This window comes from Cryobacterium sp. Y82 (assembly GCF_002929495.1).
GTDB lineage: Bacteria > Actinomycetota > Actinomycetes > Actinomycetales > Microbacteriaceae > Cryobacterium > Cryobacterium serini.
Map to the genome: position 1 here is coordinate 115,143 of NZ_PJJJ01000032.1, position 23,595 is coordinate 138,737.

General features: G+C 65.9%; 23 protein-coding genes. 12 read left to right on the forward strand and 11 right to left on the reverse strand.

What is annotated here, in order from left to right; all coding sequences use genetic code 11:
• Positions 1 to 122 precede the first annotated feature (122 nt).
• Both CXY70_RS09405 and CXY70_RS18490 read right to left on the reverse strand, forming a co-directional pair.
• Positions 123 to 992, reverse strand: a complete 870-nt coding sequence (locus tag CXY70_RS09405) for a metal-dependent hydrolase (protein WP_104192101.1) — start codon at positions 990 to 992, stop codon at positions 123 to 125.
• Between the two features lie 85 nt (positions 993 to 1,077).
• Positions 1,078 to 1,200, reverse strand: coding sequence for a hypothetical protein (locus CXY70_RS18490; RefSeq protein WP_255408738.1), 123 nt, complete (start codon positions 1,198 to 1,200; stop codon positions 1,078 to 1,080).
• A 192-nt stretch (positions 1,201 to 1,392) separates the two neighbouring features.
• On the opposite strand from CXY70_RS18490, the gene CXY70_RS09410 reads away from it, so the two are divergent.
• Complete coding sequence (locus CXY70_RS09410) at positions 1,393 to 1,638, forward strand: hypothetical protein (RefSeq protein ID WP_104192102.1); 246 nt, start codon at positions 1,393 to 1,395, stop codon at positions 1,636 to 1,638.
• A gap of 46 nt (positions 1,639 to 1,684) precedes the next feature.
• Here the strand turns inward: CXY70_RS09410 and CXY70_RS09415 are convergent, their stop codons facing one another.
• The 3 genes from CXY70_RS09415 to CXY70_RS09425 form a co-directional block, all read right to left on the reverse strand.
• Positions 1,685 to 3,031: a threonine/serine exporter ThrE family protein gene (locus CXY70_RS09415; RefSeq protein ID WP_104192103.1), complete on the reverse strand. Its 1,347-nt coding sequence runs from the start codon at positions 3,029 to 3,031 to the stop codon at positions 1,685 to 1,687.
• Entirely contained in the window at positions 3,028 to 4,209 is a 1,182-nt protein-coding gene (locus CXY70_RS09420) for an acyl-CoA dehydrogenase family protein (RefSeq protein WP_369852372.1), read from the reverse strand. The genes CXY70_RS09415 and CXY70_RS09420 overlap by 4 nt, the downstream gene beginning before the upstream one ends.
• 70 nt (positions 4,210 to 4,279) lie before the next feature.
• Positions 4,280 to 5,125, reverse strand: coding sequence for a DUF4349 domain-containing protein (locus CXY70_RS09425; protein ID WP_104192105.1), 846 nt, complete (start codon positions 5,123 to 5,125; stop codon positions 4,280 to 4,282).
• A 142-nt stretch (positions 5,126 to 5,267) separates the two neighbouring features.
• Here CXY70_RS09425 and CXY70_RS09430 point away from each other — a divergent pair, with 142 nt between their 5' ends.
• Both CXY70_RS09430 and CXY70_RS09435 read left to right on the forward strand, forming a co-directional pair.
• Positions 5,268 to 5,489 carry a hypothetical protein gene (locus CXY70_RS09430; protein ID WP_104192106.1) on the forward strand — a complete coding sequence of 74 codons (222 nt, stop codon included), beginning with the start codon at positions 5,268 to 5,270 and terminating at the stop codon, positions 5,487 to 5,489.
• A 3-nt stretch (positions 5,490 to 5,492) separates the two neighbouring features.
• A complete protein-coding gene (locus CXY70_RS09435) occupies positions 5,493 to 6,332 on the forward strand; it encodes an alpha/beta fold hydrolase (protein ID WP_104192107.1) in 840 nt (279 codons plus the stop codon).
• 1 nt (position 6,333) lies between these two features.
• Here the strand turns inward: CXY70_RS09435 and CXY70_RS09440 are convergent, their stop codons facing one another.
• Positions 6,334 to 7,287, reverse strand: coding sequence for an SDR family oxidoreductase (locus CXY70_RS09440; RefSeq protein WP_104192108.1), 954 nt, complete (start codon positions 7,285 to 7,287; stop codon positions 6,334 to 6,336).
• A 105-nt stretch (positions 7,288 to 7,392) separates the two neighbouring features.
• Entirely contained in the window at positions 7,393 to 8,343 is a 951-nt protein-coding gene (locus CXY70_RS09445) for a nucleoside hydrolase (RefSeq protein ID WP_104192109.1), read from the reverse strand.
• A 240-nt stretch (positions 8,344 to 8,583) separates the two neighbouring features.
• On the opposite strand from CXY70_RS09445, the gene CXY70_RS09450 reads away from it, so the two are divergent.
• The 4 genes from CXY70_RS09450 to CXY70_RS09465 all read left to right on the forward strand — a co-directional run bounded on the left by CXY70_RS09450 (position 8,584) and on the right by CXY70_RS09465 (position 11,364).
• A complete protein-coding gene (locus tag CXY70_RS09450; RefSeq protein WP_104192110.1) occupies positions 8,584 to 9,702 on the forward strand; it encodes an adenosine deaminase in 1,119 nt (372 codons plus the stop codon).
• A 59-nt stretch (positions 9,703 to 9,761) separates the two neighbouring features.
• Positions 9,762 to 10,211, forward strand: a complete 450-nt coding sequence (locus tag CXY70_RS09455; RefSeq protein WP_104192111.1) for a PTS sugar transporter subunit IIA — start codon at positions 9,762 to 9,764, stop codon at positions 10,209 to 10,211.
• On the forward strand, positions 10,208 to 10,483 hold the full coding sequence (locus CXY70_RS09460) for a PTS sugar transporter subunit IIB (protein ID WP_104192112.1): 276 nt from the start codon (positions 10,208 to 10,210) through the stop codon (positions 10,481 to 10,483). Before CXY70_RS09455 ends, CXY70_RS09460 begins: the two co-directional genes overlap by 4 nt.
• A 188-nt stretch (positions 10,484 to 10,671) precedes the next feature.
• A complete protein-coding gene (locus CXY70_RS09465; RefSeq protein WP_199183411.1) occupies positions 10,672 to 11,364 on the forward strand; it encodes a DUF1345 domain-containing protein in 693 nt (230 codons plus the stop codon).
• Positions 11,365 to 11,743: 379 nt separating this feature from the next.
• On the opposite strand, the gene CXY70_RS09470 is transcribed toward CXY70_RS09465, so the two are convergent.
• A complete protein-coding gene (locus CXY70_RS09470) occupies positions 11,744 to 13,858 on the reverse strand; it encodes a phospho-sugar mutase (RefSeq protein ID WP_233205863.1) in 2,115 nt (704 codons plus the stop codon).
• Positions 13,855 to 14,688: a purine-nucleoside phosphorylase gene (locus CXY70_RS09475; RefSeq protein WP_104192114.1), complete on the reverse strand. Its 834-nt coding sequence runs from the start codon at positions 14,686 to 14,688 to the stop codon at positions 13,855 to 13,857. Before CXY70_RS09475 ends, CXY70_RS09470 begins: the two co-directional genes overlap by 4 nt.
• Before the next feature lie 180 nt (positions 14,689 to 14,868).
• On the opposite strand from CXY70_RS09475, the gene CXY70_RS09480 reads away from it, so the two are divergent.
• The gene (locus CXY70_RS09480; RefSeq protein WP_104192115.1) at positions 14,869 to 16,305 is read left to right on the forward strand and encodes an NAD(P)H-quinone dehydrogenase; all 1,437 of its coding nucleotides are present in this window, start codon (positions 14,869 to 14,871) and stop codon (positions 16,303 to 16,305) included.
• Between the two features lie 190 nt (positions 16,306 to 16,495).
• Here the strand turns inward: CXY70_RS09480 and CXY70_RS09485 are convergent, their stop codons facing one another.
• Positions 16,496 to 18,268, reverse strand: coding sequence for a biotin carboxylase N-terminal domain-containing protein (locus CXY70_RS09485; protein ID WP_104192116.1), 1,773 nt, complete (start codon positions 18,266 to 18,268; stop codon positions 16,496 to 16,498).
• Between the two features lie 85 nt (positions 18,269 to 18,353).
• Entirely contained in the window at positions 18,354 to 19,004 is a 651-nt protein-coding gene (locus CXY70_RS09490; protein WP_104192117.1) for a nucleoside triphosphate pyrophosphatase, read from the reverse strand.
• 83 nt (positions 19,005 to 19,087) lie between these two features.
• Here CXY70_RS09490 and CXY70_RS09495 point away from each other — a divergent pair, with 83 nt between their 5' ends.
• From CXY70_RS09495 to CXY70_RS09510, 4 genes are read left to right on the forward strand one after another with little or no spacing between them, the layout of a single operon-like run.
• Positions 19,088 to 20,404, forward strand: a complete 1,317-nt coding sequence (locus CXY70_RS09495; protein WP_104192118.1) for a class I SAM-dependent RNA methyltransferase — start codon at positions 19,088 to 19,090, stop codon at positions 20,402 to 20,404.
• A gap of 38 nt (positions 20,405 to 20,442) precedes the next feature.
• Positions 20,443 to 21,150, forward strand: coding sequence for a response regulator transcription factor (locus CXY70_RS09500; RefSeq protein WP_104192119.1), 708 nt, complete (start codon positions 20,443 to 20,445; stop codon positions 21,148 to 21,150).
• On the forward strand, positions 21,143 to 22,522 hold the full coding sequence (locus tag CXY70_RS09505) for a sensor histidine kinase (protein WP_104192120.1): 1,380 nt from the start codon (positions 21,143 to 21,145) through the stop codon (positions 22,520 to 22,522). Before CXY70_RS09500 ends, CXY70_RS09505 begins: the two co-directional genes overlap by 8 nt.
• Positions 22,522 to 23,571: a hypothetical protein gene (locus CXY70_RS09510; RefSeq protein ID WP_104192121.1), complete on the forward strand. Its 1,050-nt coding sequence runs from the start codon at positions 22,522 to 22,524 to the stop codon at positions 23,569 to 23,571. Before CXY70_RS09505 ends, CXY70_RS09510 begins: the two co-directional genes overlap by 1 nt.
• The last annotated feature ends 24 nt before the right edge of the window (positions 23,572 to 23,595 follow it).

Consider the following 23,595-nt stretch of genomic DNA (forward strand, 5'->3'; position numbering starts at 1 on the left):
TGACCTGGTACCCCTGAATTGTGCGCCAATGAGAGGAATTGCGCAATCTCTCGCCCTAACACCGTGCATAGTGCTGCTTCTGAGGCGCGAATAGCCCCGCAGATTGCCCCCAATGCGCGAAGCTAGCGCGTGGCAGAGGTGTTCATGGTGAGCACGTCGGTGCCAGCCAAATCGTGCAGGGTGAGCGTCACGGTCACTTCACCGAGCGTGCCGAGCGAGGTGACGTGGGTCCCGCCGCACGGGATGCGCACGCTCGCGCCGGGCAGTTCGCAGACCCAATAGCGGCGATCGGTCAACAGATCGCCGTCGCGGTCGATGCGTACCGCGGCATCCGTCTTGATCCACCCGGCGAGGGTCGCGTTGACCGTCGCTTCGATCGAGGCAAGCGCTTCGTTGAGGCCGTCGACCGTGAATCCCTTCTTGCGCAGCGACTTGCCGAGCCGGTACGTGTCGACGGAAGCGTTCTGACCGATGAGGGATTCGTCGATGGCGAGCCCGTCGAAGTCGGGGGTGCCGAGGGCATCGGGGCGCACTTCCTTCTTCCAGCGGTCAGCGAGGGCGGCGTTGAGGGCGAGGGAGGCCAGGTGGCAGCTGGTGTGCCCGGCGCTCGTGGAATCGCGCAGGCCCTCGTCGACCTCAACGGTGACGGTGTCGCCGGCGTTCAATCCGGCCGCGTCGACCACGTGCACCACGACGAAGGCCCAGCCAGGCGTTCCCTTAGCCACCGGAATGTCGGCGCCGATGTAGAGTGCCGATCCGTCGGTGGCTCCCACGATGCAGTCGTCGACCGGCCAGAAAGCCGCGCCATGGTGCAGCAGGGCCAGATCGGGACCCTGGTCGGGCCAGCCCGCATCGACCGGATGCACGCAGGTCGCGTCGAGCAGCACGGCAAATCGTCCGTCGCCCAGCGGCTCGGAATGCACCACGGTCGCCTGCGTGTCGACGGCGCCGCTCGGGTACAGTACGCGGGTGTCTTCGGTCGGCAGGGTCATGACTGTTCCTTCTTGAGCGGATGCTGATGGCAAAGAAAGAGGGTGCCGCCACGATCGTGGCGGCACCCCGTACGCTGGTTGGAACCTAGCTCTTGCGGGCCCGAGAAGCGGTCTCTTCAGACTTCGCCTTCTTGTCGGCCCTCTTTTCCTTGAGGGACTTGTCGGCAACCTTCTTGGTTGCATCCTTTTTCGGTGATTTATCAGCCATTGTGTACTCCTTCGCGCCGAGCCGTGGGGCCCCGTCAACTTGAGAATACGCGGATTTGCCGCAAACGTCATCTCTGGCCGCCGACCGTCGCGTTCGAACCGGTCGACTGGGCAGGAGACCTGTGCACCCACTGCCGGTGTGTCGTATGCTGACGCTCTACTGAAACCCTTATCTCGTTGAAAGGTCACCGTCATGAGCCATAGCGCCACCTACCGGGCAGTACTCTTTGGACCCAACCCGATCGCCGCCGGAACCGAGGTGGAGCTGGAATACATCGACGGTGAATACCAGGACGTGATCGTGCTCGAGGCGGTTGAAGATACCGAAACGATCACGCGCACCTACAAGCGCGGGCATGAGACCGATGAGCCCATCCCGTACCGCTTCGTCGAGGAAGACGTCGCCGAAGCCGACGGCGAGGCCGACGTTCCCAACTGATCGGTGGCGTCGCGGCATCCGCTCTGAAAGCGGATGCCGCAGCGCGCTAGATGCGCTTGGTGGAGTCCCGGCCGAGCCGCACCGGCAGGGCCATGAGCGGCCCGACGAAGCGGCGCTGCAGCCGGCGAGCCGGGCCCCACACGATTTGCACGATGTACTGCGACAGTAGGGCGCCGGCCGCCAGGGCCATGGCGATACCTGCGGCAGTGAGCAGGGAAAGCAGCCCGTTGATGTCGCCTTCTGACAGCATGAGCAGCCCGCGAAACAGGGTGAGTCCAGGCACCAGCGGCACCAGAGCCGTCACCATGATGACCAGCGGCGGGGTGCGCACGATGCGGGCGGTGACGGCGGCCAGCAGCCCGACGCCGAGAGCGCTCGCCGCCGAGGCCCAGACCATTCCGAATCCCGCGGCCAGGGCGGCGACGAACAGAAATTCGGCGAGGGCACCGAGCACGCAGACCACCCAGACCGCGCGCCACGGCACCTGCACGGCCAGCGCAAAGCCGATCACGATCACGATCGCTGCCACGAGCAGCACCGGCAGAACGCCGAGCGTCACGATCGGGTTCGAATCGATTTCGAGCAGCAGCCCGAACCGGGCCAGGAAGAGCGCGGAGCCGGACACCCCGGTGACCAGACCGGCCGTGATGAGCAGGGCCTCCACCATTCGGGCGGTGCCGGTGAGGTAGAACCCCGACAGTGTGTCATGCACGGCGCCGAACGTGGTCACTCCGGCGAGGAGCATGATGATGGTCGCGACGACCACGAGCGAGGGGTTCGCTGTGGGGTCGATGAGCCCGACGATCGCGGCGACGATCGGGCCGATCGCGCCGCCGACGACGGTCTGATAGAACAGCGGAACCTGGCGGTGGTCCAGCACCGAGGTGATCCAGTCGATGATCCAGGTGGCCACGAACGCGGCGATGATCACGGTGGGTCCGGCGCCGATGAGCACGGCGGCGCCCGCGCCGACCAGGCTCCAGCCGATGCGCCGCCACTGCTTGGGCACCTGCGGCTTGGAGCTGACGATGGTCGCGAGAATCTTCCGCGCCTCGGCCAGTTCGATCGGCTTTTCGATGATGTCCGCGATCAGTTCCGACGTCGCGGTGAGCTTGGAGTAGTCGAGTGTGCGGTACTTCACGTTGCGGCTGCGAATGATCGACTCGTGCGTCAACGCATCTTCCTGCGTGAGCGTGATGGTCGTGTGCGTGATATTGGCGTCAGTACCCTTGAGCCCGTAGGCCCGGGTGAGCGCGATCATGGCGGCGGTCGCATCTTCGGCACCGGCACCGGCGGTGAAGATGACCTCGGCCAGACGCATGGTGAGGTCGAGCACTGCCCGGGTGTAGCCGGCGTGGTCGAGCGAGATGGCGGTGGTTTTGCTAAAACTCATGAGGTGCGCACATCGATTGGGCCGAGGGCGGATGCTGCGGCGGTCGCGTGCGCGGAGTCCGCGTCGGAGGGGTGGAAGAAGCCCGCGAGCACGTCGCGGTAGAGCCGCGCGAGTTCGGAGCTTGCGTTGAAGGCGGAGCCGCCCGCGACCTGCACGGCGGTATCGACGACAAACTTGGCGTTTTGGGTGGCCCGATACTTGAGCCCGGACAGCTGGGCGAACCAAGCCGGACCGACCTCCCAGGTTTGCTCGTCGACCGCGCGCGCGAGGGCGTCGATCTGCGGGTAGATGCCGTCCATCGCAATGACGAGGTCGCCCACCCGCCAGCGTGCCACCGGATCCTGCGCGTGAGTGCGCCCGTCGTTCCTCCGCGATGTACGTCGCTGCGCGCCAGCAACTGCGAGTTCAAGCGCGCGCTGGCCGATACCGGTGTACACCGCACTGAGCAGAATCTCAAAGTTAGCGAAAATGCCGGCGACGAGCGGGTCGCCGTTCGGGCCGACCGGCAGCTTGCGCACGACCCGGTCGGGGCGTGCCAGGGCACCCTCCAGCACAGTGCTCTGGCTTTGGCTGGCGCGCATGCCGAGGGTATTCCAGTCGTCTTTTGAGTGGATGCCGGCATCCGCTCGATCGATAAACGCCCAGACGATCCGAGGGTCGTCCGGGGCTGAAGAATCGAGGCCCAGGGTGCCGAGCCGGGTCCAGACCGGGGAGAGTGAGGTGAAAACCTTGGTGCCGGTGAACCGGTAGCCGCCATCTGCCTGGGGGAGGGCATCCGTTGTCGAGCCGAACAGAACGAGGTCGTTGCCGGGTTCGCTCACGCCGAAGGCGAAGATTTCGCCGCGGCCGGCCTCCTCGAGCAGAAAATCGAGCGAGTGATCGCCCTGGGCGTAGAGGCTGGCAGCTACTCCCGTCCAGATCAGGTGCATGTTCACCCCGAGAGCGGTGGCCGGGGCGTGTGCGGCGAGCCGGGTCTGCTCGCGCGCGGTCTGCGCCAGGGTGCGGCCGAGTCCGCCGAACCGGGTTGGCACGAGGGCACGCAGATAGTCGGCGGCGACGAGGTCCTCGAGGTCGTCGGTAAAGAACGTGTTGGCCTGGTCATAACCGGCAGCCCGCGAACGGATGCCGGCCAAGATTTGGTCAGAGAGCAGCGGCTCATTTGGGTCGCTTGTGGGTATAGAAACGGGCACTGCCGGAGGCGTTTCGGGCAGGGCTAGAGCAGGGAGAAACTCGGTCACATAGACAAGCCTATGCAGGCTTGCGCCGGCGTGCGAACAACCGCACGATAAGCAACACAATTGCTCCGAAAACTGCCAGCACGATGAGCCACGGCAGGGCCACTCCAAGGCCGATTAACAGGCCGCCGAGGGCTGTGACGAGGGCAGTCCAACCGGCGATGATGCCGGTCCAAAAAGTATCGGGCCCGCCCTCGGCGACGGTGCCCTCCGCAACCAGCTCCAGTTGCACGGTCGAGTAGTCGATCTGGTCAGCGAGGAAGTCTCGCTGGGACTGCAGGCTTTCCAGCTCACCCTGCCGGCTCGACAGGGCGCTTTCGATGCTGATCAGGTCTGCCGTGGTGGTGGCGGAGGCCATCAGCGCGAGGAGCCGGTCGACCGAGGTGGTCAGGGCGGTGATACGGGCGTCGAGGTCCTGGCTCTGCTGGGTGACGTCCTTTGCGGTGAGTGAGACGAAGTTGAGCCGGCCGAGCTTCTTCAGCTCGGCCAGCGTGCGGTCGAGTTCGTCGGACGGGATGCGCAGGGTCAGGTTCGCGCTCGCCGGCTGGATATCGGTCGCCGGGTTTTCGCTGCGGCTGTCGACCCGGCCGCCGGCCTGTTCGGTGATGGTTACGGCCGATTCGCTCGCTTTGACCGGGTCGGTCGCGGTGATCGAGAGAGACCCGGTGGTGATGACGTCGCGATTGGCGGTGTTCAGATCGCTCGTGGTTCCGGTGATGTCGCGGGCGTCCTCGGCCGGGACGACCCCGCCCGACACGCTGCCGGACGAATCGGTGCTCACAGAACCGCTGTTCGCAGTGCACCCCGCCAACAACGCGGCCGTCATGAGCACCGCGATCACACCCCAGGTTCGTCTCATGCTTCACTGTATGAGCGTGTCGGCGTCACACGCTGGAGGCAGTCTGGGAGTCGGATTACAATTGGGACTCGATACCTACCTCCCCGAAGTAAGGTCATGGGGTCGGCGGAACAGCTCGACTCGTAACGACCAGGAGGACGACATGGGATTCGTAGACGACGCCAAGGATGCACTCGACGCCACGGGCAAGAAGATCGGTCGCGCGGTGGATGACGCCAAGGACCGCATTGAAGACAAGGCTGACGAGGCGAAGGCCGACGCCAAGGTGAAGAAGGCTGAGGGTGAGGTCAGGCACGCCGAAGCCGAGCGCAATGCCACCGCGGCCAAGAACGACTTCAAGGCCACCCTGCGCAACGATAATTAGCGCATGACTTGGTGGGCGAAGCGGATGCGCAGGACGCGTCGGCGTCGCCCGCCGCTGTTGCACGTGGCAACGGATGCCGGGACCGGCCCGGTCGTGATCCTCGTGCACGGCATCGCGTCATCCTCGGTCACGTTCTACGAGGTGATCCCGCTGTTAACCCCAAATCACCGGGTGATCGCCGTCGACATCCTGGGGTTCGGGCAATCCCCCGCACCGGAGGGGTGTCAGTACCGGCTGGAGGATCACGTCGGGGCCCTGGCCGCGACCATCCGCTCGTTGAAGCTACGCGAGCCGTTCGTGCTCGTCGGCCACTCGCTCGGCAGCCTGATCAGCACGCGCTACGCGGCGATGGAGCGACACGGCCTTGTCGCGACATTCCGGCGGCGTCTAACCGGTCGCGGCTCGGTGTCGCGCATGGTGCTCGTGGGGCCGCCGGTCTACGTCTCGCCGCGTGACATCGGCGATCCGCGGGTCAAGGCCCGGGTCAGTGCTTACCTGCGCGCCTATGATTTTCTGCGCGCCAACAAGGAATTCACGCTGGCCAACGCCGCGATCATGTCGCACCTGCTGCCCAAGGGCATCTTCGAACTCACCGAGAAGACCTGGACACCCTTCATCAAATCGATGGAGCACTGTATCGAATCGCAGACAGTGGTGAACGACATCGCGAGCCTCACGGTGCCGGTCGACGTGATCTACGGAGCGTTTGACGCGTTCATCGCGCACGGCAGCATGACCGTTATCGAGCGGATGCGGCACGTCACCATGCACCGCGTCGAGGCCAACGACCACATTATTCGGAAGCGCCTGGCCCGGGTGCTCGTAAAAGTCATCGACAGCTGAACTACACGGCCGGGAAGGTGGCGCCGGTGAGTTCCTCGGACAGCGACCAGAGACGGCGGGCATCGGCTTCGTCGAGCGAGCGCGGGGGCAGCCTGGCGGGAGCGGGGGCGCCGGTGAGTTCGCCGAATCCACCGGGGCCGTAGTAGCCGCCGCCAGCCGCTGCCGGGCTCGTCGCCGCGTAGAGCGCTGGCAGGATGCCCTGGTCGATCTGCTGCCAGATCCAGCCGATGTGGTGGCTGGCCTCGTTGACGGCGAGGAAGACCCGGGCCGAAGCTCCCTTGTGGGTGGGGCCGGTGATCTGCAGGTTGGTGACGGTTGCGCCCGGGTGAGCGGCGATGCTGCGCAGGCCCCAGCCGCCGACGACGCTGCGCCGGTTGAGTTCGCGCGCGAACATGAGCGTGGCGAGCTTGGAGAGCGCGTAAGCGCGGTGCGGCCGGTAGCGCAAGCCCTGCAGGTCGTCGAAATCGAGGCGTCCGGTGCGGGCGATCAGGCTTGAGAGGCTCACGACCCGGCTCGTTGTGGCGGCGCGCAGCAGCGGCAGCAGGTGGGCGGTGAGCGCGAAATGGCCGAGGTGGTTGGTGCCGAATTGCAGCTCGAAGCCGTCTTCGGTCTCGTCGCGCACCGGCGGCATCATGAGGCCAGCGTTGTTGAGCAGAATATCGATCGGGCGCCCTTCCTTCGTGAGCTCCTCACCGAATCCAGCGATGCTCGACAGCGAGGCCAGATCGAGATGACGGATGTTGGCGCTCGCCTCCGGGGTCTGCTCACGAATGCGTCTCACGGCTGCGGCACCCTTGTCCTCATTGCGCACGGCAAGGATGACCTCGGCGCCCGCGCGGGCGAGGCGGCCGGTGAGGCCGAATCCGAGGCCGCTGTTGGCGCCGGTGACGACGGCAAGTTTGCCGTGCAGGTCGGGAATCTGGATGTCGGGGAGGTGTTTGGCGCGCGTGGTCATGGGTCTCCCGTTTGTCGTAGAGCTCCATCCAACCCCGTTTGAAGGGTGGAAGTCACGCGACGGTCGGGGGCCTGCGGCGGATTCACGGCTGCGCGGTCAGGCGGCCTAGTGCTGCGGCGGGTCACCGATGCGCTCGAGGGCATCGACGATGAGCGCCCAGAACTTCTCGTGGTCGAGGTCGACGGCCACCTGCGTACTGCAGTCCGCCGGGGCCGGCGCGCGAAAGTCGGCGACGGTCATGCCGAGGGTGAGGGTGCCGGCCAGCTCCACATCGAGGGGAGCCTTGCGCACGGTGATCACGCTCGGATCGATGACGTAGGCAACCGCGCACGGGTCGTGCACCGGCGGATAGTCGAAACCCTGGGCATCCCTGTAGGTCTCGGCGAAGAACGTGAGCAGCTCGCCGACGAACCGGGCGGGGGCGGTGCCGACGGCCGCGATGCGCCGGGCGATGTCGGGGGTGGCGAGGGCCTGGTGGGTCAGATCCAGGCCGATCATGGTCAGGGGCCACTTCTCGTTGAAGACGATATGGGCGGCTTCGGGATCGATGACGATGTTGAACTCCGCCGTGGCTGACCAGTTGCCCACGTGGTAGCCGCCGCCCATCAGCACGACCTGCCTGACCCGCTCGACGATGCGCGGCTCCTTGCGGACGGCGAGGGCGATATTGGTCAGGGCGCCGGTCGGCACGAGCGTGATCTCACCCGGCTCGTGCGCCATGATCGTGTCGATGATGAGGTCGACCGCGTGCCGACCATCGAGCTGGAGCGTCGGTTCGGGCAGCACCGGGCCGTCGAGGCCCGACTCGCCGTGGATCGACGGCGCCGTCTCGATCTGCCGCACCAGCGGTCGCGGGCATCCTGCTGCGAACGGAACCCCGGTGATGCCGGCCACCCGGGCGACGGAGAGGGCATTGCGGGTGACTTTGGCGAGGGTCTGGTTGCCCACCACGGTGGTCACGGCGACAAGGTCGATGTTCGGGTTGCCATGGGCGAGCAACAGCGCGATCGCGTCGTCGTGGCCGGGATCGCAGTCGAGAATGATTTTGGTGGGCACAGTTCAGGGTAGATGCACGCGTGCCACTCGTGCTTACGGGGCCCGGGCCCACCTTGTGACCGTGGGCCCAGCCTACAAACTGGGCCCGCGGCCATAAGGTGGGCCCGGCCCTGGCCGCAGGGCTTGACGGAGGGGCGGCATCCGCTGGCCGCATTTCTCATGGTCCGCCCAGAGCCGCTCCGATAAGCTGGGCGCGCGGTTGTAGTTCACAGCCGCCCCCGTATCGAGGAGCTTGTTCGTATGACTGTGATCGAGGAATTCCTCATGCCCGGCGGCGGCACGAGCATCAACACCCTGCCCAAGGTTTCGCTGCACGACCACCTCGACGGCGGCCTGCGCCCGCAGTCCATCATCGAACTGGCCGACTCGATCGGATTCGTGCTTCCCACAACGGATGCCGACGCGCTCGGCGAATGGTTCTCCGACCAGTCCAATGCGGGTTCGCTCGTGGAATATCTCAAAACCTTCGACGTTACGACCGCTGTCATGCAGACCCGCGAGGGCCTCAGTCGGGTCGCCCGCGAATTTGTCGAGGATCTCGCCGACGACGGCGTCATCTATGGTGAGATTCGCTGGGCTCCCGAGCAGCACCTGGCCCGCGGCCTCACCCTCAACGAGGTCGTCGAAGCCGTGCAGGACGGCATCGAAGCCGGCATTGAGAACGTCGAAGAGTCGGGCCGCAGTATCCGCATCGGCCAGCTCATCACTGCCATGCGCCACGCAAACCGCGGCCTCGAAATCGCCGAACTCGCCGTGCGCTATCGCTTCGACGGCGTTGTCGGCTTCGACATCGCCGGCGCGGAATCCGGCTTCCCGGCCGGCAACCACCGCGCAGCCTTCGATTTGCTGGCTCGCGAATTCATGCCGGTCACCGTGCACGCAGGCGAGGCCGACGGCCTCGACAGCATTCGCGGCGCACTGTTCGATGGCCGAGCGTTGCGCCTCGGCCACGGCGTGCGACTCGCCGAAGACGTCACCATCGAACGCCAGGACGACGACAACACCTTCGTCACCCTCGGCCCAGTGGCCCAGTGGGTGCGCGACCGCGAGATCACGCTCGAACTGAGCCCCTCGTCGAACCTGCAGACCGGAGCGGTCGCCGCCTGGGGTGAGGAACTCTTCGACCACCCGTTCGACCTGCTCTATCAGCTTGGCTTCAAGGTCACCGTCAACACCGACAACCGCCTGATGAGCGACACCACCCTGAGCCAGGAGCTCGCCCTGCTCTCCGACGCCTTCGGCTACGACCTCGACGACCTGGAGATCTTCCAGCTCAACGCAGCCCACGCGGCGTTCCTGCCGCTCGAAGACCGCGAAGAGCTGGTTGAGGCCATCGAAGCCGGCTTCGGCGACGCCTGACGTCGGCCGGCCCAGAGCGCCAGCGCACCAAGCACCACCCCGCAGAACCGAAAGAAATCATGCCACTGCCGCACCTCCCGCTCGACGCCATCACGATCGGCGCGCACGCCGACGACTGGCCGGCCGCCATCACGGCGGCCGGGGACGCCCTCGTGCGTTCCGGCGCCGCCACATCCGCTTATACCGAGCGCATGATCGAGGTGATTCGCGAATTCGGCGCCTACATCGTGATCGCGCCCGGCTTGGCGCTCGCGCATGCCCGCCCGGGAGCGGATGTTCTCACCGACGGACTCTGCGTCGTCACCCTCGCCGAGCCGGTCACCTTCGGGCACCCTCACAACGACCCGGTCAGCGTGATCGTCGGACTGGCCGTTACCGGTGCCGACGACCACCTGCACTTTGTCGCCGAACTCGCTAACGTGTTCAACGATCCGACGGTGATTTCGGCCCTCGCCGGCGCGACCACCGCCGAGTTCGTGCGGAGCGTGTTCGAAAGGACTGACTCATGAAGATCGTCGTGATGTGCGGTATCGGCCTGGGCACCTCGGCCATTCTCAAAGTCAATGCCGAGCGCGCGCTCCAACGCCTCGACATCGATGCGAGTGTGCAGGCTACGGATGTCGCCGGCGTGCGCGCCGCCGCGGCCGACGCCCAGGTCATTCTGACGTCGTCTGAGCTCGTCAACGCGATCGGTAAAACCAACGCCGACGTCATCGTCATCAACAACTACTTCGATGTCGACGAACTGGTAGTCAAGCTCGACATCGCGCTGGGTTCCTAGCCCGTCCGCGGCCGGGGTTTCGACCCCGCCCGCGGTCTGGGCCCACCTTAGGAACGTGGGCCCAGCTTATAAACTGGGCCCACGTTCCTAAGGTGGGCCCGCCAAACGGATGCCACACCTTCCGAAGTACGAGTGGTCACCTACCTGCGCGGCGCCGACCCGAGCACAACGGGCCTATGCTCAGCGACATGAGCGACAGCGTGAAGCAGGGCGCGAGGGCTGAACATCGCTGGCCGGCCGTACTCGGGCTGCTCATTGCGCTCGCGCTGTACGCCACGCTGCCGAGTACGTTTCTGCCCGGCCTGCGCTACACGGTCGTCGCCGTCGGACTCGCCATGCTGATCCCACTCATCGCTCTGAACCCGCACCGGTTGCACCGCGAGACCCGCTGGTCGAGATCTATCGCCACCGGCCAAGCGTTCCTGCTGGTCGTGGCCAACGAGGTCGCGCTCGTGCAGCTCGTGATTCAGCTCACCTCGGGCGGTAAAAATGACGGCTCAACCCTGCTGCTCGCTGCCCTGCAAGTGTGGGTGACCAACGTCATCGCGTTCGCCCTGGTCTACTGGGAACTCGACCGCGGCGGCCCGGTCTCAAGGCGGCACGCCGACCGCGCGGACTTTCCCCCGGCCGACTTTCGCTTTCCGCAAGACGAAGACCACGACGCCATTGAGGAGGTCGCGGCCCGCTCATCGCTGCGCATCGGCTGGGTCGCGTCGTACTTCGACTACCTGTACTTTTCGCTGTCCAACTCCATGGCGTTCAGCCCGACCGATGCGATGCCGCTCTCGCTGCGCGCTAAGGGCCTCATGGCGCTCGAATCGTTCGGAGGCTTCGTACTGCTGGCCCTGGTCATTGCCCGGGCGGTCTCCCTGCTTGGCTAGCCGCGCCATGGCCAGCCCCACCGCTGCCGCAGGCGGGGACGGGGCCCCGTCCATGGGTCCGGTTTATAACCTGGGCCCATGGTCGAAGGGTGGGCCCAAGCGAGCGGTTGGGCCTTGTGGTCGACTGAACCCCGTCAGCGACTCAACCTGATGCCTCGCCAGCGCGATCAGCGCCAACTCTGCGAGTGGATGCGCCCACTCACGAGAGCTAGCCGCGCCGCGGCATCCGCTCGACCCGTGAGTTTGCGGTCTTCGCAGTCGCCGAGCCGTGAGTCTTGACGCTTTTATCCCGAAAAATGGCCGTAAGCTCACGGCTCGGCCAACGAAACTCACGACTCGGCGAAGGGGACGGGCAGCACTGAGGGGACGGCCAACAAACCTAGGCAATCAGTGCGCGCATGCCCCGGTCGAGCTCGTCGAGAGCGGCCTGCGCGGCGGAACGACGCTCCACCAGGGTGCCGACCGTGCAACGAGTGTCGATGTACACCTTGAGCTTCGGCTCGGTACCGCTCGGGCGCACCATCACGCGTGATCCGTCGGTCAAGCGGATGCGCAACACATCGCTCGGCGGCAGCTCGCCCAGCCCCCACCGAAAGTCATCGATTTCGTCGACGCGAATGCGTCCCACGTGGGTGGGCGGGGATTCCCGCAGGCGCGTCATGACCAGGGTGATCGTCGAGAGTTCAGATACCCGCACGGAGATCTGCCCGGAGGCGAAGTGCCCAAACTTCTCGCTGAACAGGTCGAGGTAGCCGGCGAGGGTCGTCCCCTCCGACTTGAGGTCGCTCACCAGCGAGAGCAGCGCCACTGCGGCCGAGATACCATCCTTATCGCGTACGGTACCCGGGTTGACCAGATAGCCAAGCGCCTCTTCGAACCCGTAAACCAGGTTGGGCACTCGGGACACCCATTTGAAGCCGGTGAGCGTTTCTGTGAAGCGCAGGCCGTAGGCATCCGCAACCGCATGCAGTGCCGGCGACGACACGATCGAGCAGGCCAGGGTGCCGGCCTCGACGGGCGGTAGAGCGTCGGGATCGCTCGCCGGAGCCATGGCGGCCGCCCGCCAGCCGAGAATCGCGCCGACCTCGTTGCCGCTGAGTCGGCGGTACCCACTCGCACTGGACAGGTCCGGTATGGCCACGGCGAGGCGGTCGGCATCAGGATCGTTGGCGATGATGAGCTCAGCGCCTACCTCGCGGGCGCTCTCGTAGGCCAGGTCCAGCGCGCCGGGTTCTTCCGGATTCGGAAAGGCAACGGTCGGAAAAGCAGCGTCCGGCGCGATCTGGGCGTCGACGAGGGTCGGCAGGTCGAATCCGGCCTTCTCCAACACCCGACGGGTGGTGTCCCAACCCACGCCGTGCATCGCTGTGTACACCGCGTTCACCTGCGCGCGGGGCGTGTGGGCGATGCCGGCCGTCGCCGCGATGTAGGCGTGCACGACGTCTTCCTCAGCGGTTTCATAGCTGCCGCGCGGCAGGTGCAGAACGTGTTCGTCGGCGGCAACGCGCAGAATCTCGGTCGAGATGGCCTTGTCGTCGGGGGAGACGATCTGCGCGCCATTGTTCGCGCCGCCCAGGTACACCTTGTAGCCGTTGTCGTTCGGAGGATTATGCGAGGCAGTGACCATCACGCCGCAGCTCGCGTCCAGGTGCCGCACCGCGAAGGCAAGCACGGGAGTCGGGAGCAGACGGGGCAAGAGGATGGCGCGCACCCCGGCTCCCGCCATGATCGCCGCGGTGTCGGTCGCGAAGACCTGCGAGTTCTTGCGTCCGTCGTAGCCGATGACCACCGACGGCGTGACACCGGCGGCAGCATGCCGGCGTAGGTAGGTCGCAAGGCCCGCCGCAGCCTGCGAGACCAGCACGCGGTTCATGCGGTTCGGCCCTGCGGAGATCTCGCCGCGCAGCCCGGCCGTACCGAATGCGAGCCGGGTGTCGAACCGCGAGTGCAGATTGGACAGCGCCGCGGTATCGCCGTCGTCGACGGCGTTGATCAAAACGCGAAGTTGCGCCTGCGTTTCCGGGTCGGGATCCTGATTCAGCCAGGCCCGAGCTGCCTGCAGCAAGGCCGTGGTGCGATCCGTCGAAGTTTCCGGTTTCTCGTGTACGACGGGCGCAGTCGCGAGATCGTCGACGTCGTCACTCGACGGGCCGTCGGACGTGATCGTCGAAATGGCAACGGTCGGTTCGAAGCCGGCATCGTCGCTGGTGTTCGTGATCGTCGAAATGGCGACAGTGGGTTCGGAGGCGTCGCCCGGGGTGTGCATGATCGGCAGGGCGCGGGTCGGAGTGTGAATCTCGTCCGCCGTGTCTGCGTCGGGGGCGGGCGCGGCATCCGGGGTGGCTGGCGGCGGGGCCTGCGGTGTGGCATCCGCGGTGGCTGGCGGCGGGACCTGCGGCGCGGGATTTGCGGGTGGGCCGGAATGGCGACCGCCCGTGCGCTCAGTCGGCCGCTCGTCGTTGTTATCGGGATGAGCCGTGTCGGGGCCGGTCACAGCGCGGCCACGATCCGAGCGAGCAGGGCGCTGATCACCGGTTCGGCCAGTGCGCCAGCCTCAAGGACTTCGCCGTGGCTGAGCGGGGTCTTCTGAATGCCAGCGGCGAGGTTGGTGATGAGAGAGAAGCCAAGCACTTCCATTCCGGCTTGCCGGGCCGCGATGGCCTCGAGCGCGGTCGACATCCCCACCATCTGGCCGCCGATCACCTTGGCCATCTGTACTTCTGCGGGTGTCTCGTAATGGGGCCCGCGAAACTGGCAGTACACGCCCTCGTCGAGCGTTGGGTCGATGCTGCGCGCAAGGTCGCGCAGCCGAGTCGAGTACAGGTCGGTCAAGTCGACGAAGTTCGCGCCCTCGACCGGAGAATCACCAGTGAGGTTGATGTGGTCGCTGATGAGCACCGGGGTGCCCGGCGTCCATGATTCACGGATGCCGCCGGCCCCGTTGGTCAGGATCATCGTCGTTGCTCCGGTCGCCGCCGCCGTGCGTACGCTGTGGACGACCCGGCGTACGCCGTGGCTCTCGTAGTAGTGCGTGCGCGCGCCGATCACGAGCGCGCGCTTGCCACCGGGAAGCAGAATGGAGCGCAGGGTGCCGGCATGGCCGGCGAGGGCGGGGGCGCTGAACCCGGTGATGTCGGCGGCGGCCACGGTGTGGGTGGTCTCGCCGATCAGATCGGCGGCCCTGGCCCAGCCGCTGCCGAGCGTTAGAGCGATGTCGTGCCGGGGAACACCCGTGATGCCGGCGATCTCCGCGGCGGCCGACCGTGCTGCCTCAAACGGATCTGTTTCGGGCAGGTCTAACGGGTTGATCTCGTTCGTGAACATTTCACTACTCTAGAACCCCCGCCGGGGGCACGGAGATTCTGAGCGAATTCTGCTCATCGGCGCGCTGAACGGGCACCAAGATGGCCATTCGGCTCGATTTAGCTGTTTTTGGGCGACAAGCGGCCGCGCGGGCGATGAACCGGTTTGGCGGGGACTGCGCGCCTTGAGAGAATGGAGTACATGGCCTATGAGTTCGAACGCAAGCAGCGCATTGCAGTATTAGGCGGTGGGCCCGGCGGATACGAAGCGGCCATCGCCGGAGCACAGCAGGGTGCCGATGTCACCCTCATCGAAAGCGTCGGTGTCGGCGGTTCCGCCGTCATAACGGATGTTGTTCCCTCCAAGTCCCTCATTGCCACGGCCGAGGCCTCGAACTCGATCGGCGAGGCGACCGACCTCGGCGTGCAGTTCTTCGTGCGCGGTGAAACCGGTAAGCCCCTGCGCCCCGAGGTGGCTATCAACCTGGCCGCCGTGAATAAACGACTGCTCGCCCTTGCTCGCCAGCAGTCCGAAGACATGAAGGCCACTCTCATTCGCGCCGGTGTGCGCTACGTGCAGGGCCACGGCCGCCTCGATGGCACCACCGGCATCATCGTCGCCACCTCCGGCGACTCGACCGCCACCGACTTCGATCGCATCGACGCCGACACCCTCGTCGTCTCCGTGGGCGCCAGCCCGCGCGTGCTGTCATCAGCGCTGCCAGACGGTGAGCGCATCCTCACCTGGACCCAGCTCTACAACCTCAAGGCCATTCCCGAACACCTCATCGTGGTCGGCTCCGGCGTCACCGGCGCCGAGTTTGCCTCGGCCTACCGCGCCCTCGGCGCGAAAGTCACTCTCATCTCCAGCCGGGATCAGGTTCTGCCCGGTGAAGACGCTGACGCTGCCAACGTTATCGAGAACGTCTTCAAGCGCAACGGCATGATCGTGCTCTCCAAGTCGAGGGCCTCCTCGGTCGAGCGCACCAAGACCGGCGTCGTAGCGGTGCTCGAAGACGGACGCACGGTCGAGGGCAGCCACTGCCTTATAGCCGTCGGCTCCATTCCAAACACCGCCAACATTGGCCTCGAGCAGGCCGGCGTGCAGGTTACCGACTCCGGACATATCCAGGTCAACCGGGTGGCACGCACCTCGATTCCGAACATCTACGCGGCCGGCGACTGCACGACCGAGATTCCGCTGGCATCCGTTGCGTCGATGATGGGCCGCACCGCGGTGTTCCACGCCATGGGGGATACCGTCAACCCGATCGAGATTCGCAACGTGGCCGCGAACATCTTCACCCAGCCCGAAATTGCCACCGTCGGCTACACCCAGAAACAGATCGAAGACGGACTCGCCCAGGGCGAGATTTACAAGCTGCCGCTCTCGCAAAACCCACGGGCCAAGATGATGGGAATCAAGGATGGCTTCGTGAAGCTGTTCGCCCGCACCGGCAGCGGCACGGTCATCGGCGGCGTCATCGTGGCGCCCAAGGCCAGCGAACTCATCTTTCCGCTCGCCCTCGCCGTCGAACACCGGCTCACCGTCGACGAGGTAGCCCGCACCTTCCCCGTCTATCCCTCGCTTACCGGCTCCTTAACGGATGCCGCGCGCGCCATGCACGTCGTCCTCTAGCTCTGGATTTCATCGGTTAGCTTTCGAAGTGGGCCGTGTGATTTCGTAGGCGGGGTTGTGAGTTTTGCGTTGTTGCGGGGCTCTGCGCACGCCTTTCGCGCAGGGCCCCGCACCATCGCAATGTTTGAGCGAGGAGCGGATGACCCGGTTTCGACGGCCCACCTCGAAAAACGAGCAGCCGGTGCGAAAGCTAGGCGGCGTCTGAGACGGTCAGCAGAACCGACCCGGAGGAGACCGTTTCGCCGACGACAGCGGCGACGCTGCCCACGATGCCGTCGCGGTGGGCGGTGAGGGGTTGCTCCATCTTCATGGCCTCGAGGACGAGCAGCAGGTCGCCCTTGACGACGTTGTCGCCTTCGGCGACGAGCAGCTTGATGATGGTCGCCTGCATCGGCGCCTTGACGGCGTCTCCGGTGGCGGTGTCGACGGAGTGCAGGCCACCGCGACGCTTCGGGGCCGGGCCGACCGAGCGGGCGCTTGCGCCGCCGGGTAACAGCCGGGTGGGTAGGGTGACCTCGATGCGCCGCCCCTCTACCTCAACAACGATGCTGTGGCGCTTCTGCTGGCCGACGGCGTCTTCCATGCTGCCGCTCCACGGTTCGATGTCGTTGTCGAACTCGGTCTCGATCCAGCGGGTGAAGACGGTGAATGGTTTGCCGTCGGTCGGCGCGAAGGCGGGATCACGCACAACCTTGCGGTGAAAGGGCAGCACGGTGGGCAGTCCGGCCACTTCGAACTCGTCGAGGGCCCGGCGCGAACGCTCGAGAGCTTCTTCGCGGGTCGCACCGGTCACAATGAGCTTGGCCAGGAGCGAGTCGAATGATCCACTGATCACGTCACCAGACTGCACGCCGGTGTCGACGCGCACGCCGGGACCGCCAGCAGGTTTGAACACGTGGACCGGGCCGGGCGCTGGCAGAAAGCCGCGGCCGGCATCCTCTCCGTTGATACGAAACTCAAACGAGTGAGCGGATGCGACGGGGTCACCATAGGTGAGCTCGCCACCCTCGGCAAGGCGAAACTGCTCACGCACCAGGTCAATGCCGGTGACCTCTTCGGAGACCGTGTGTTCAACCTGCAGTCGTGTGTTGACCTCGAGGAACGAGACCGTTCCGTCCTGGCCGATGAGAAACTCGCAGGTGCCGGCGCCGAGGTAGCCGACTTCCTTGAGGATGGCTTTGGAGGCGCGGTACATTTCGTCGCGCTGCGCGTCGGTGAGAAACGGGGCTGGCGCTTCTTCGACGAGCTTCTGGTGCCGGCGTTGCAGTGAGCAGTCGCGCGTCGACACGACGACGACGTTGCCGTGCATGTCAGCGAGGCACTGGGTCTCGACGTGGCGGGGGGAATCGAGGTACTTCTCGACGAAGCATTCGCCGCGACCGAAAGCTGTGATGGCCTCCCGCGTGGCCGAATCAAACATTTCGGCGACCTCGTCGCGGGTGCGGGCCACCTTGAGGCCACGTCCGCCACCACCAAAGGCGGCTTTGATGGCTACGGGCAGGCCGTGCACGTCAACGAAGGCGAGCACCTCGGCGGCGTCGCTGCAGGGATTGAGCGTGCCGGGCGCCATGGGGGCGTTGACCTTTTCGGCAATTTTGCGGGCCGAGACCTTGTCGCCGAGCTGCTCGATGGCTTCGGGCGACGGCCCGATCCAGGTCAGGCCGGCGCCGATCACAGCGCGGGCGAAGTCGGCGTTCTCGGCCAGAAAGCCGTAGCCGGGGTGCACGGCGTCGGCGCCGCTTCGCCTGGCGATCGAGAGAATCTTATCGATGACCAGGTACGTTTCCGCGCTGGTGGTGCCGTCGAGACCGTACGCCTCATCGGCCAGGCGGGCGTGCAGGGAGTCGCGATCCTGGTCGGCGTAGACGGCGACAGAGAGAATTCCACTGTCTTTCGCGGCACGGATGACCCGAACGGCGATCTCGCCTCGGTTGGCGATGAGGACCTTCGTTATGAGTGACACAATTACTTAGCCTATTGCCCGCCGTCACATCCCTTTTGGTTCTGTCCCACAAAAAGACCCGGCAGATTCTTGTGGATGCCTACAATTACAGCGCTCCGGGGCGATTCCACAGGGTCGGCCACTCGTGCCCCAGAGCGCGCACCAGCCGTCGCAGCGTGGGAAGCGACAGCCCCACTACGGTCGACGGATCACCGACGATGCTCGTTATAAAGGGAGCGCCAAGGCTGTCAATGGTGAACGCGCCTGCCACGAACAAAGGCTCCCCGGTGGCGATATAGGCATCGAGTTCGGCGTCGTCGAGATCGTCGGCAAAGGTCACCTCGGCCTCAGCGACCGCGCCGATCGCCCGGCCAGGCACGCCGTCGGCGACCTCGATCAGCCAGTGTCCTGAATACAGCGTTCCCGTTCGCCCGCGTTGGCGCTCCCAGCGTTCTTGCGCGGCCTGCGCGGTGTGCGGTTTGCCGTAGATGACACCGTCCAGCACGAACACGGAATCGCCGCCCAGCAGTAGCCCGGTGAGCGGTTCCTTCAGCGAAGCGGATACCGCCGTTTCCGCTTTCGCGCGCGCCAGTAGTTCCACGAGTACTCGCGGCTCCAGAGCCGAGCCCACCGCAGCCTCGGTCTCGGCGACGACCCGAGCCTCATCGACGTCGGGGTTGATCAGGACGGGTTCGATGCCGGCCGCGCGCAACAGGGCGAGGCGGGCCGGAGACGTGGAAGCCAGGTAGAGGCGCATGCGGTCCTATCAACGAGAGGGTGAGCATCTATTCAAGCAGGCCAGAAGGGGCAGCCGGCGAGGGCGTGTGGGATCATCATTAGATGAGCAACACGAGTCACCAGCCCCAGGCCTTTGAGCCGACATCCTCGGCGAGCGTCGGCGACGAGCTTGAACTGAACATCACGAACGTCGCCCACGGCGGAATCTTCATCGCCCGCCACGAGGGTCGCGTGATTTTCGTCAGCGACACCCTCCCCGGTGAACGGGTGCGCGCCCGCCTCACCGAGGCCAACCACAAGAGCTTCTGGCGCGCCGAAACGGTCACCGTGCTCGACGAAGCCCCTGAACGTCAGCCGCACATCTGGAGTGCGGCATCCGTTGATCGCGCTCCTGAAGACCGCGCCGGCGGCGCCGAATTCGGCCACATCGAGCTCGGTTTTCAACGCGAACTCAAGCGCCAGGTGCTCGCCGATGCGTTGCAGCGCATGGCTGGCCTCGATACTGACGTTGTCGTCGAGCCGGTTGCAGTCAGTGCGAAAGCCAGCCCCGGCGACGCGATGGACGGCACCGGATGGCGCACCAGGGTGAGCCTGCACGTGGCAGCCGACGGAACCATCGGTCCGTACGCAGCCCGCAGCCACCGGGTCATTCCGGTCGATGACCTGCCGCTCGCCGAGCACGAGCTCGAACTTCGCGCCCCGCTCGACACCCTGTTTCACAACGCGGCGAAAATCGACCTGGTTGCGCCGAGCAAGGGCGACGTGCAGGTGCTCGTCTCGGCCAAAGATTTCAATGGCAAGCCCAAGCGGGTGCCGCACGGTCTGATTCACGAGATCGTCGCCGACCGTGAGTTCGAGCTGGATCGCTCGGGCTTCTGGCAGGTGCACTCGATGGCCGCCGACACCCTGTACCACGCGGTACAGGACATCATCGACCCGAGCATTTTCGACCCGCGCGCGTCCAACCTCGACCTGTACGGCGGCGTCGGCCTGCTCGCCGCGGCCGTCGGCGATAAATTCGGCCCGACGACCCGCATCACCTCGGTCGAGAGCGACCCTGAAGCGGTCGCTTTCGCCGCTCGCAACCTCAAGGAATGGGCCGGCGCGACCGCCGAAGCCGACCGTGTCGACCGTTTTCTGCAGCGACTGCTGCGCGAAGCAGATGCCGCCGAACGGGCCCGTCTTGCCGCCGCGACGGTGGTGCTCGACCCGCCGCGTTCCGGCGCCGGCAAGGCCGTCGTTGACCAGCTGGTCGCCCTCGCACCGCAACAAATCGTCTATGTGGCCTGTGATCCCGTGGCTCTCGCCCGTGACGTGGCACTGTTTCAGAAGCAGGGTTATGACCTGAAGAATCTGCGTGCTTTCGACCTATTTCCCAATACCCACCACGTCGAAGCCGTCGCACTGCTCGGCAAATAGCTATCGTTGAGACCAGACAACCCGAAGGCAGCCCTACCGTGAGCCACGCAGCTACTGATCCCGCACCATCCATCCCTACTGATGCCACCGTTCGGGTCGGGATTGTCGACGATCATGAGTCGGTGCGACTGGGCTTGCAGGCCGCCTGCGAGAACGCCGGCTACGAAGTCTTGTTCGCGGCAGCCACCGCTCAGGCGCTCGTCGACGGCCTCGCCGGCCGCACCTGCGACGTGATCGTGCTCGACCTCTCGCTCGGTGACGGGTCGCTCGTCACCGACAACGTGCACCTGGCGGCGCGCACCGGCTCCGCTGTGCTCGTCCACAGCATCGCCGACCGGGTCGCTTCGGTGCGCGAAGCCCTCGCTGCCGGCGCGGCCGGAGTCATTCCCAAGTCCTCCCCGACCACCACCGTCATGGCGGCCGTTGCATCCGTTGCCCGAGGTGATGTACTCAACAACCTCGAGTGGGCCACCGCCATCGACGCCGACCGCGACTTCGCCAAGGCGCAGCTCGGTCGCCGCGAACGCGACGTGCTCCACCTCTACGCTTCGGGACTGCCGCTCAAGATGGTCGCCATGCAGCTGGGGATTGCACACTCCACCGCCCGCGAATACCTCGACCGCATTCGGGTGAAGTACGTCGAGGTCGGGCGTCCTGCTCCGACCAAGGTCGACCTGCTGCGTCGCGCCGTCGAAGACGGAATCCTGCCAGGGCTCGACGTCACCGAAGCCGACCGCGGTGTCTAAACGGGCCGCCCGCCAGGGCGACCACAACAATCAGGGTGCTTTGGTCTCCACGACAACCAAGCCGTTCAACGCGATCGGTGACGACGGATTCCAAGCCGATGGCAGCCTATTTGGCCGCGCGCGACAGCCGCGCAACCCGCTCAGCCACGCCCAGATCGAAATCGTGCTGTCGCGTTCGGTGGCCGCCGTCGCCGTGATCTTCGCCCTGCAGACCCTGCCGGTCATGCTTGAGCAACTCGACAGCCGCAAAGCTTCGGCAGCAGTGCCGATTGCGATCGTCCTGGCACTGGTGATTGTGATCTTCGTCACTGCGACACTGCTGCGGCAGGGCATCCGTACCTCGGCGGGCGCAGTGTCGGCCGTGTATCTTGCCGCCCTTTTCGTGTGGCCGTTGCTCATGCTCGATCCCGCGATGGTCCTCGAGAGCAAGCCCTGGCTCTGGTATCTCTGTGGAGTCGCCACCTCGTGCGCGGCAATTGCCCTGCCCTTGGGATGGGCCGTCGTGTACACCGTTGTAACCCCGGTCGCCTTTGGGCTCTTGCGGGTGCTGCCCTCCGGCGGCGAAGCCGAGAACCTGCTCGCCATGCTCGATACCTTCTACGCCATGCTGCTCGGCGGAACGGTACTCATCATCATTTATGTGCTGCGCCAGGCCACCACGCGCGTCGATACTGCCCAGTCCAACGCGCTCGCCAAATACGCCGTAGCGGTGCGGCATCACGCTACCGAGGTTGAACGCGTCGAGGTCGACTCCATCGTGCACGACAGCGTGCTCGCGACACTGCTCTCCGCGGCCGGCGTGCGCAATGCCAAGGGAGCCGAGCTGGCCGCTGCGATGGCTCGCAGTGCCATCATCCGCTTGCAGGCAGCCAGCGGGGAGCGAAACCTCGACGATGCCGCGGTCACCGTCAGCCAACTGACGGCGCGCCTTCGCTCCGCCGCGACGTCGACAGGAGTGTTCACCGTGACCGAGCTGTGCGTGGCCGGCGTCACCCTTCCCGAGCACGCCGCGGAGGCTCTCTACTCGGCCAGCGTGCAGGCCATGGTCAACAGCGTGCAGCACGCGGGCCCCGCACAATCGCGCAGTGTCACGGTTGGCAGTGACGACCAGAGCGGATGCGTCATCTGCATCAGCGACACCGGCCGCGGTTTCGACGTTTCCAGCGTTGCCAGCGCCCGCCTGGGCCTGCGCGTGTCGATCCATGACCGGGTGGCCACCGCGGGCGGAGTGGCGGTTCTGCGCACGAGCCTGGGCCACGGTACGACCATCACCCTCACCTGGCCGCGGCCCGACGAGCAAAACGTTGCCAGCGGTGATCAATCGGCCGAGGCGGAAGGCGCGCCGTCCAGGCGAGGCGTGGGTCCCCGGTGATGCCCGGCGTCGTGGTCGTTTCTCGCACCCTGGCTCTCATCGTGGCTGCTTTCTTCTCGGGCTACCATGTGTTGCTCGGCGTATATTCGCTCGACCAGCCGGCGTCCGTAGCGCCGATTGTGGCGGCCATGGGCCTGTATGTCGTGGCGACGATCGCGAGCCTCTGGATCAGCAGCCCCATGCGCATGTCGCTGCCGCTGGCACTGTTCAACGTGGGCGTCTCCGTGGCGATTCCGCTGATCGTGGGCAGCCAGCTCGATGGATCCTCCACCAACCTCGGGTACGCCACCTGGTACGTGGCCGCGATCGGCACCCTCATGACAATCACAGCTGCCCGCAAGCGCCCGCAGCTGGCCCTACTGGGTGTCGGCGTGCTCCTGCTGCACAGTGTCGTCTGGGCGGGCGTCGGCGAGTTGGGGCACATGGGCGTCATCGGCAGCGTGGTCTGGGTTGTCGCGGCCGCGCTGCTGACGAGAGCACTCGTGAAATCGAACCGGGATGCCCGCCAGTATGGAAGGGCCGAGCGGGAAGCGAGCGGATGGCACGCCGCTCAGGAGGCCCACCTCTACGAGCGCCAGGTGCGGCTGACCCAGACCATGCGTCTGGCCATGCCCATGCTGCGGCGCATCAGCGAGAGCGATGGCGATCTCAGCGAGGCCGACCGCCAGGAGTGCCGACTGCTCGAAGCCGCAATTCGCGACGAAATCCGTGGCCGACGTCTGCTGAACCACGCCGTGCGCGAACAGGTCATGGCCGCCCGTCGACGTGGCGCGAGCGTCACTCTGCTCGATGAAGGCGGGATAGACGATCTCAACGGATCCGCCCTGGAGATCGTGCTCAACACCCTCGCGACTGCCATCAGCCGCACCAAGGCCGACCGGATTATTGCTCGAACATCGGCCGACAGCGCGACCATCGCGGTCACTGTAGTGGGCCTGAGTAGCCCTGACCCGGCCGTAAGCGCTCTCGGACCGGACTCGTCCGGTGAAGAAGAAGTGGACCTGTGGATAGAAATTCCCCGAAAGGTCGAGCCCCGAACCTCCGCTTAGCGGTGCGTACACCTGGCGGTGCGC

Excerpts from the sequence above, each read along its gene's own strand:
- CXY70_RS09405 (WP_104192101.1), bottom strand. The coding sequence starts at position 992 with ATGACCCTGCCGACCGAAGACACCCGCGTACTGTACCCGAGCGGCGCC.
- CXY70_RS18490 (WP_255408738.1), bottom strand. The coding sequence starts at position 1,200 with ATGGCTGATAAATCACCGAAAAAGGATGCAACCAAGAAGGTTGCCGAC.
- CXY70_RS09410 (WP_104192102.1), top strand. The coding sequence starts at position 1,393 with ATGAGCCATAGCGCCACCTACCGGGCAGTACTCTTTGGACCCAACCCG.
- CXY70_RS09415 (WP_104192103.1), bottom strand. The coding sequence starts at position 3,031 with ATGAGTTTTAGCAAAACCACCGCCATCTCGCTCGACCACGCCGGCTAC.
- CXY70_RS09425 (WP_104192105.1), bottom strand. The coding sequence starts at position 5,125 with ATGAGACGAACCTGGGGTGTGATCGCGGTGCTCATGACGGCCGCGTTG.
- CXY70_RS09430 (WP_104192106.1), top strand. The coding sequence starts at position 5,268 with ATGGGATTCGTAGACGACGCCAAGGATGCACTCGACGCCACGGGCAAG.
- CXY70_RS09435 (WP_104192107.1), top strand. The coding sequence starts at position 5,493 with ATGACTTGGTGGGCGAAGCGGATGCGCAGGACGCGTCGGCGTCGCCCG.
- CXY70_RS09440 (WP_104192108.1), bottom strand. The coding sequence starts at position 7,287 with ATGACCACGCGCGCCAAACACCTCCCCGACATCCAGATTCCCGACCTG.
- CXY70_RS09450 (WP_104192110.1), top strand. The coding sequence starts at position 8,584 with ATGACTGTGATCGAGGAATTCCTCATGCCCGGCGGCGGCACGAGCATC.
- CXY70_RS09455 (WP_104192111.1), top strand. The coding sequence starts at position 9,762 with ATGCCACTGCCGCACCTCCCGCTCGACGCCATCACGATCGGCGCGCAC.
- CXY70_RS09460 (WP_104192112.1), top strand. The coding sequence starts at position 10,208 with ATGAAGATCGTCGTGATGTGCGGTATCGGCCTGGGCACCTCGGCCATT.
- CXY70_RS09465 (WP_199183411.1), top strand. The coding sequence starts at position 10,672 with ATGAGCGACAGCGTGAAGCAGGGCGCGAGGGCTGAACATCGCTGGCCG.
- CXY70_RS09475 (WP_104192114.1), bottom strand. The coding sequence starts at position 14,688 with ATGTTCACGAACGAGATCAACCCGTTAGACCTGCCCGAAACAGATCCG.
- CXY70_RS09480 (WP_104192115.1), top strand. The coding sequence starts at position 14,869 with ATGGCCTATGAGTTCGAACGCAAGCAGCGCATTGCAGTATTAGGCGGT.
- CXY70_RS09490 (WP_104192117.1), bottom strand. The coding sequence starts at position 19,004 with ATGCGCCTCTACCTGGCTTCCACGTCTCCGGCCCGCCTCGCCCTGTTG.
- CXY70_RS09495 (WP_104192118.1), top strand. The coding sequence starts at position 19,088 with ATGAGCAACACGAGTCACCAGCCCCAGGCCTTTGAGCCGACATCCTCG.
- CXY70_RS09510 (WP_104192121.1), top strand. The coding sequence starts at position 22,522 with ATGCCCGGCGTCGTGGTCGTTTCTCGCACCCTGGCTCTCATCGTGGCT.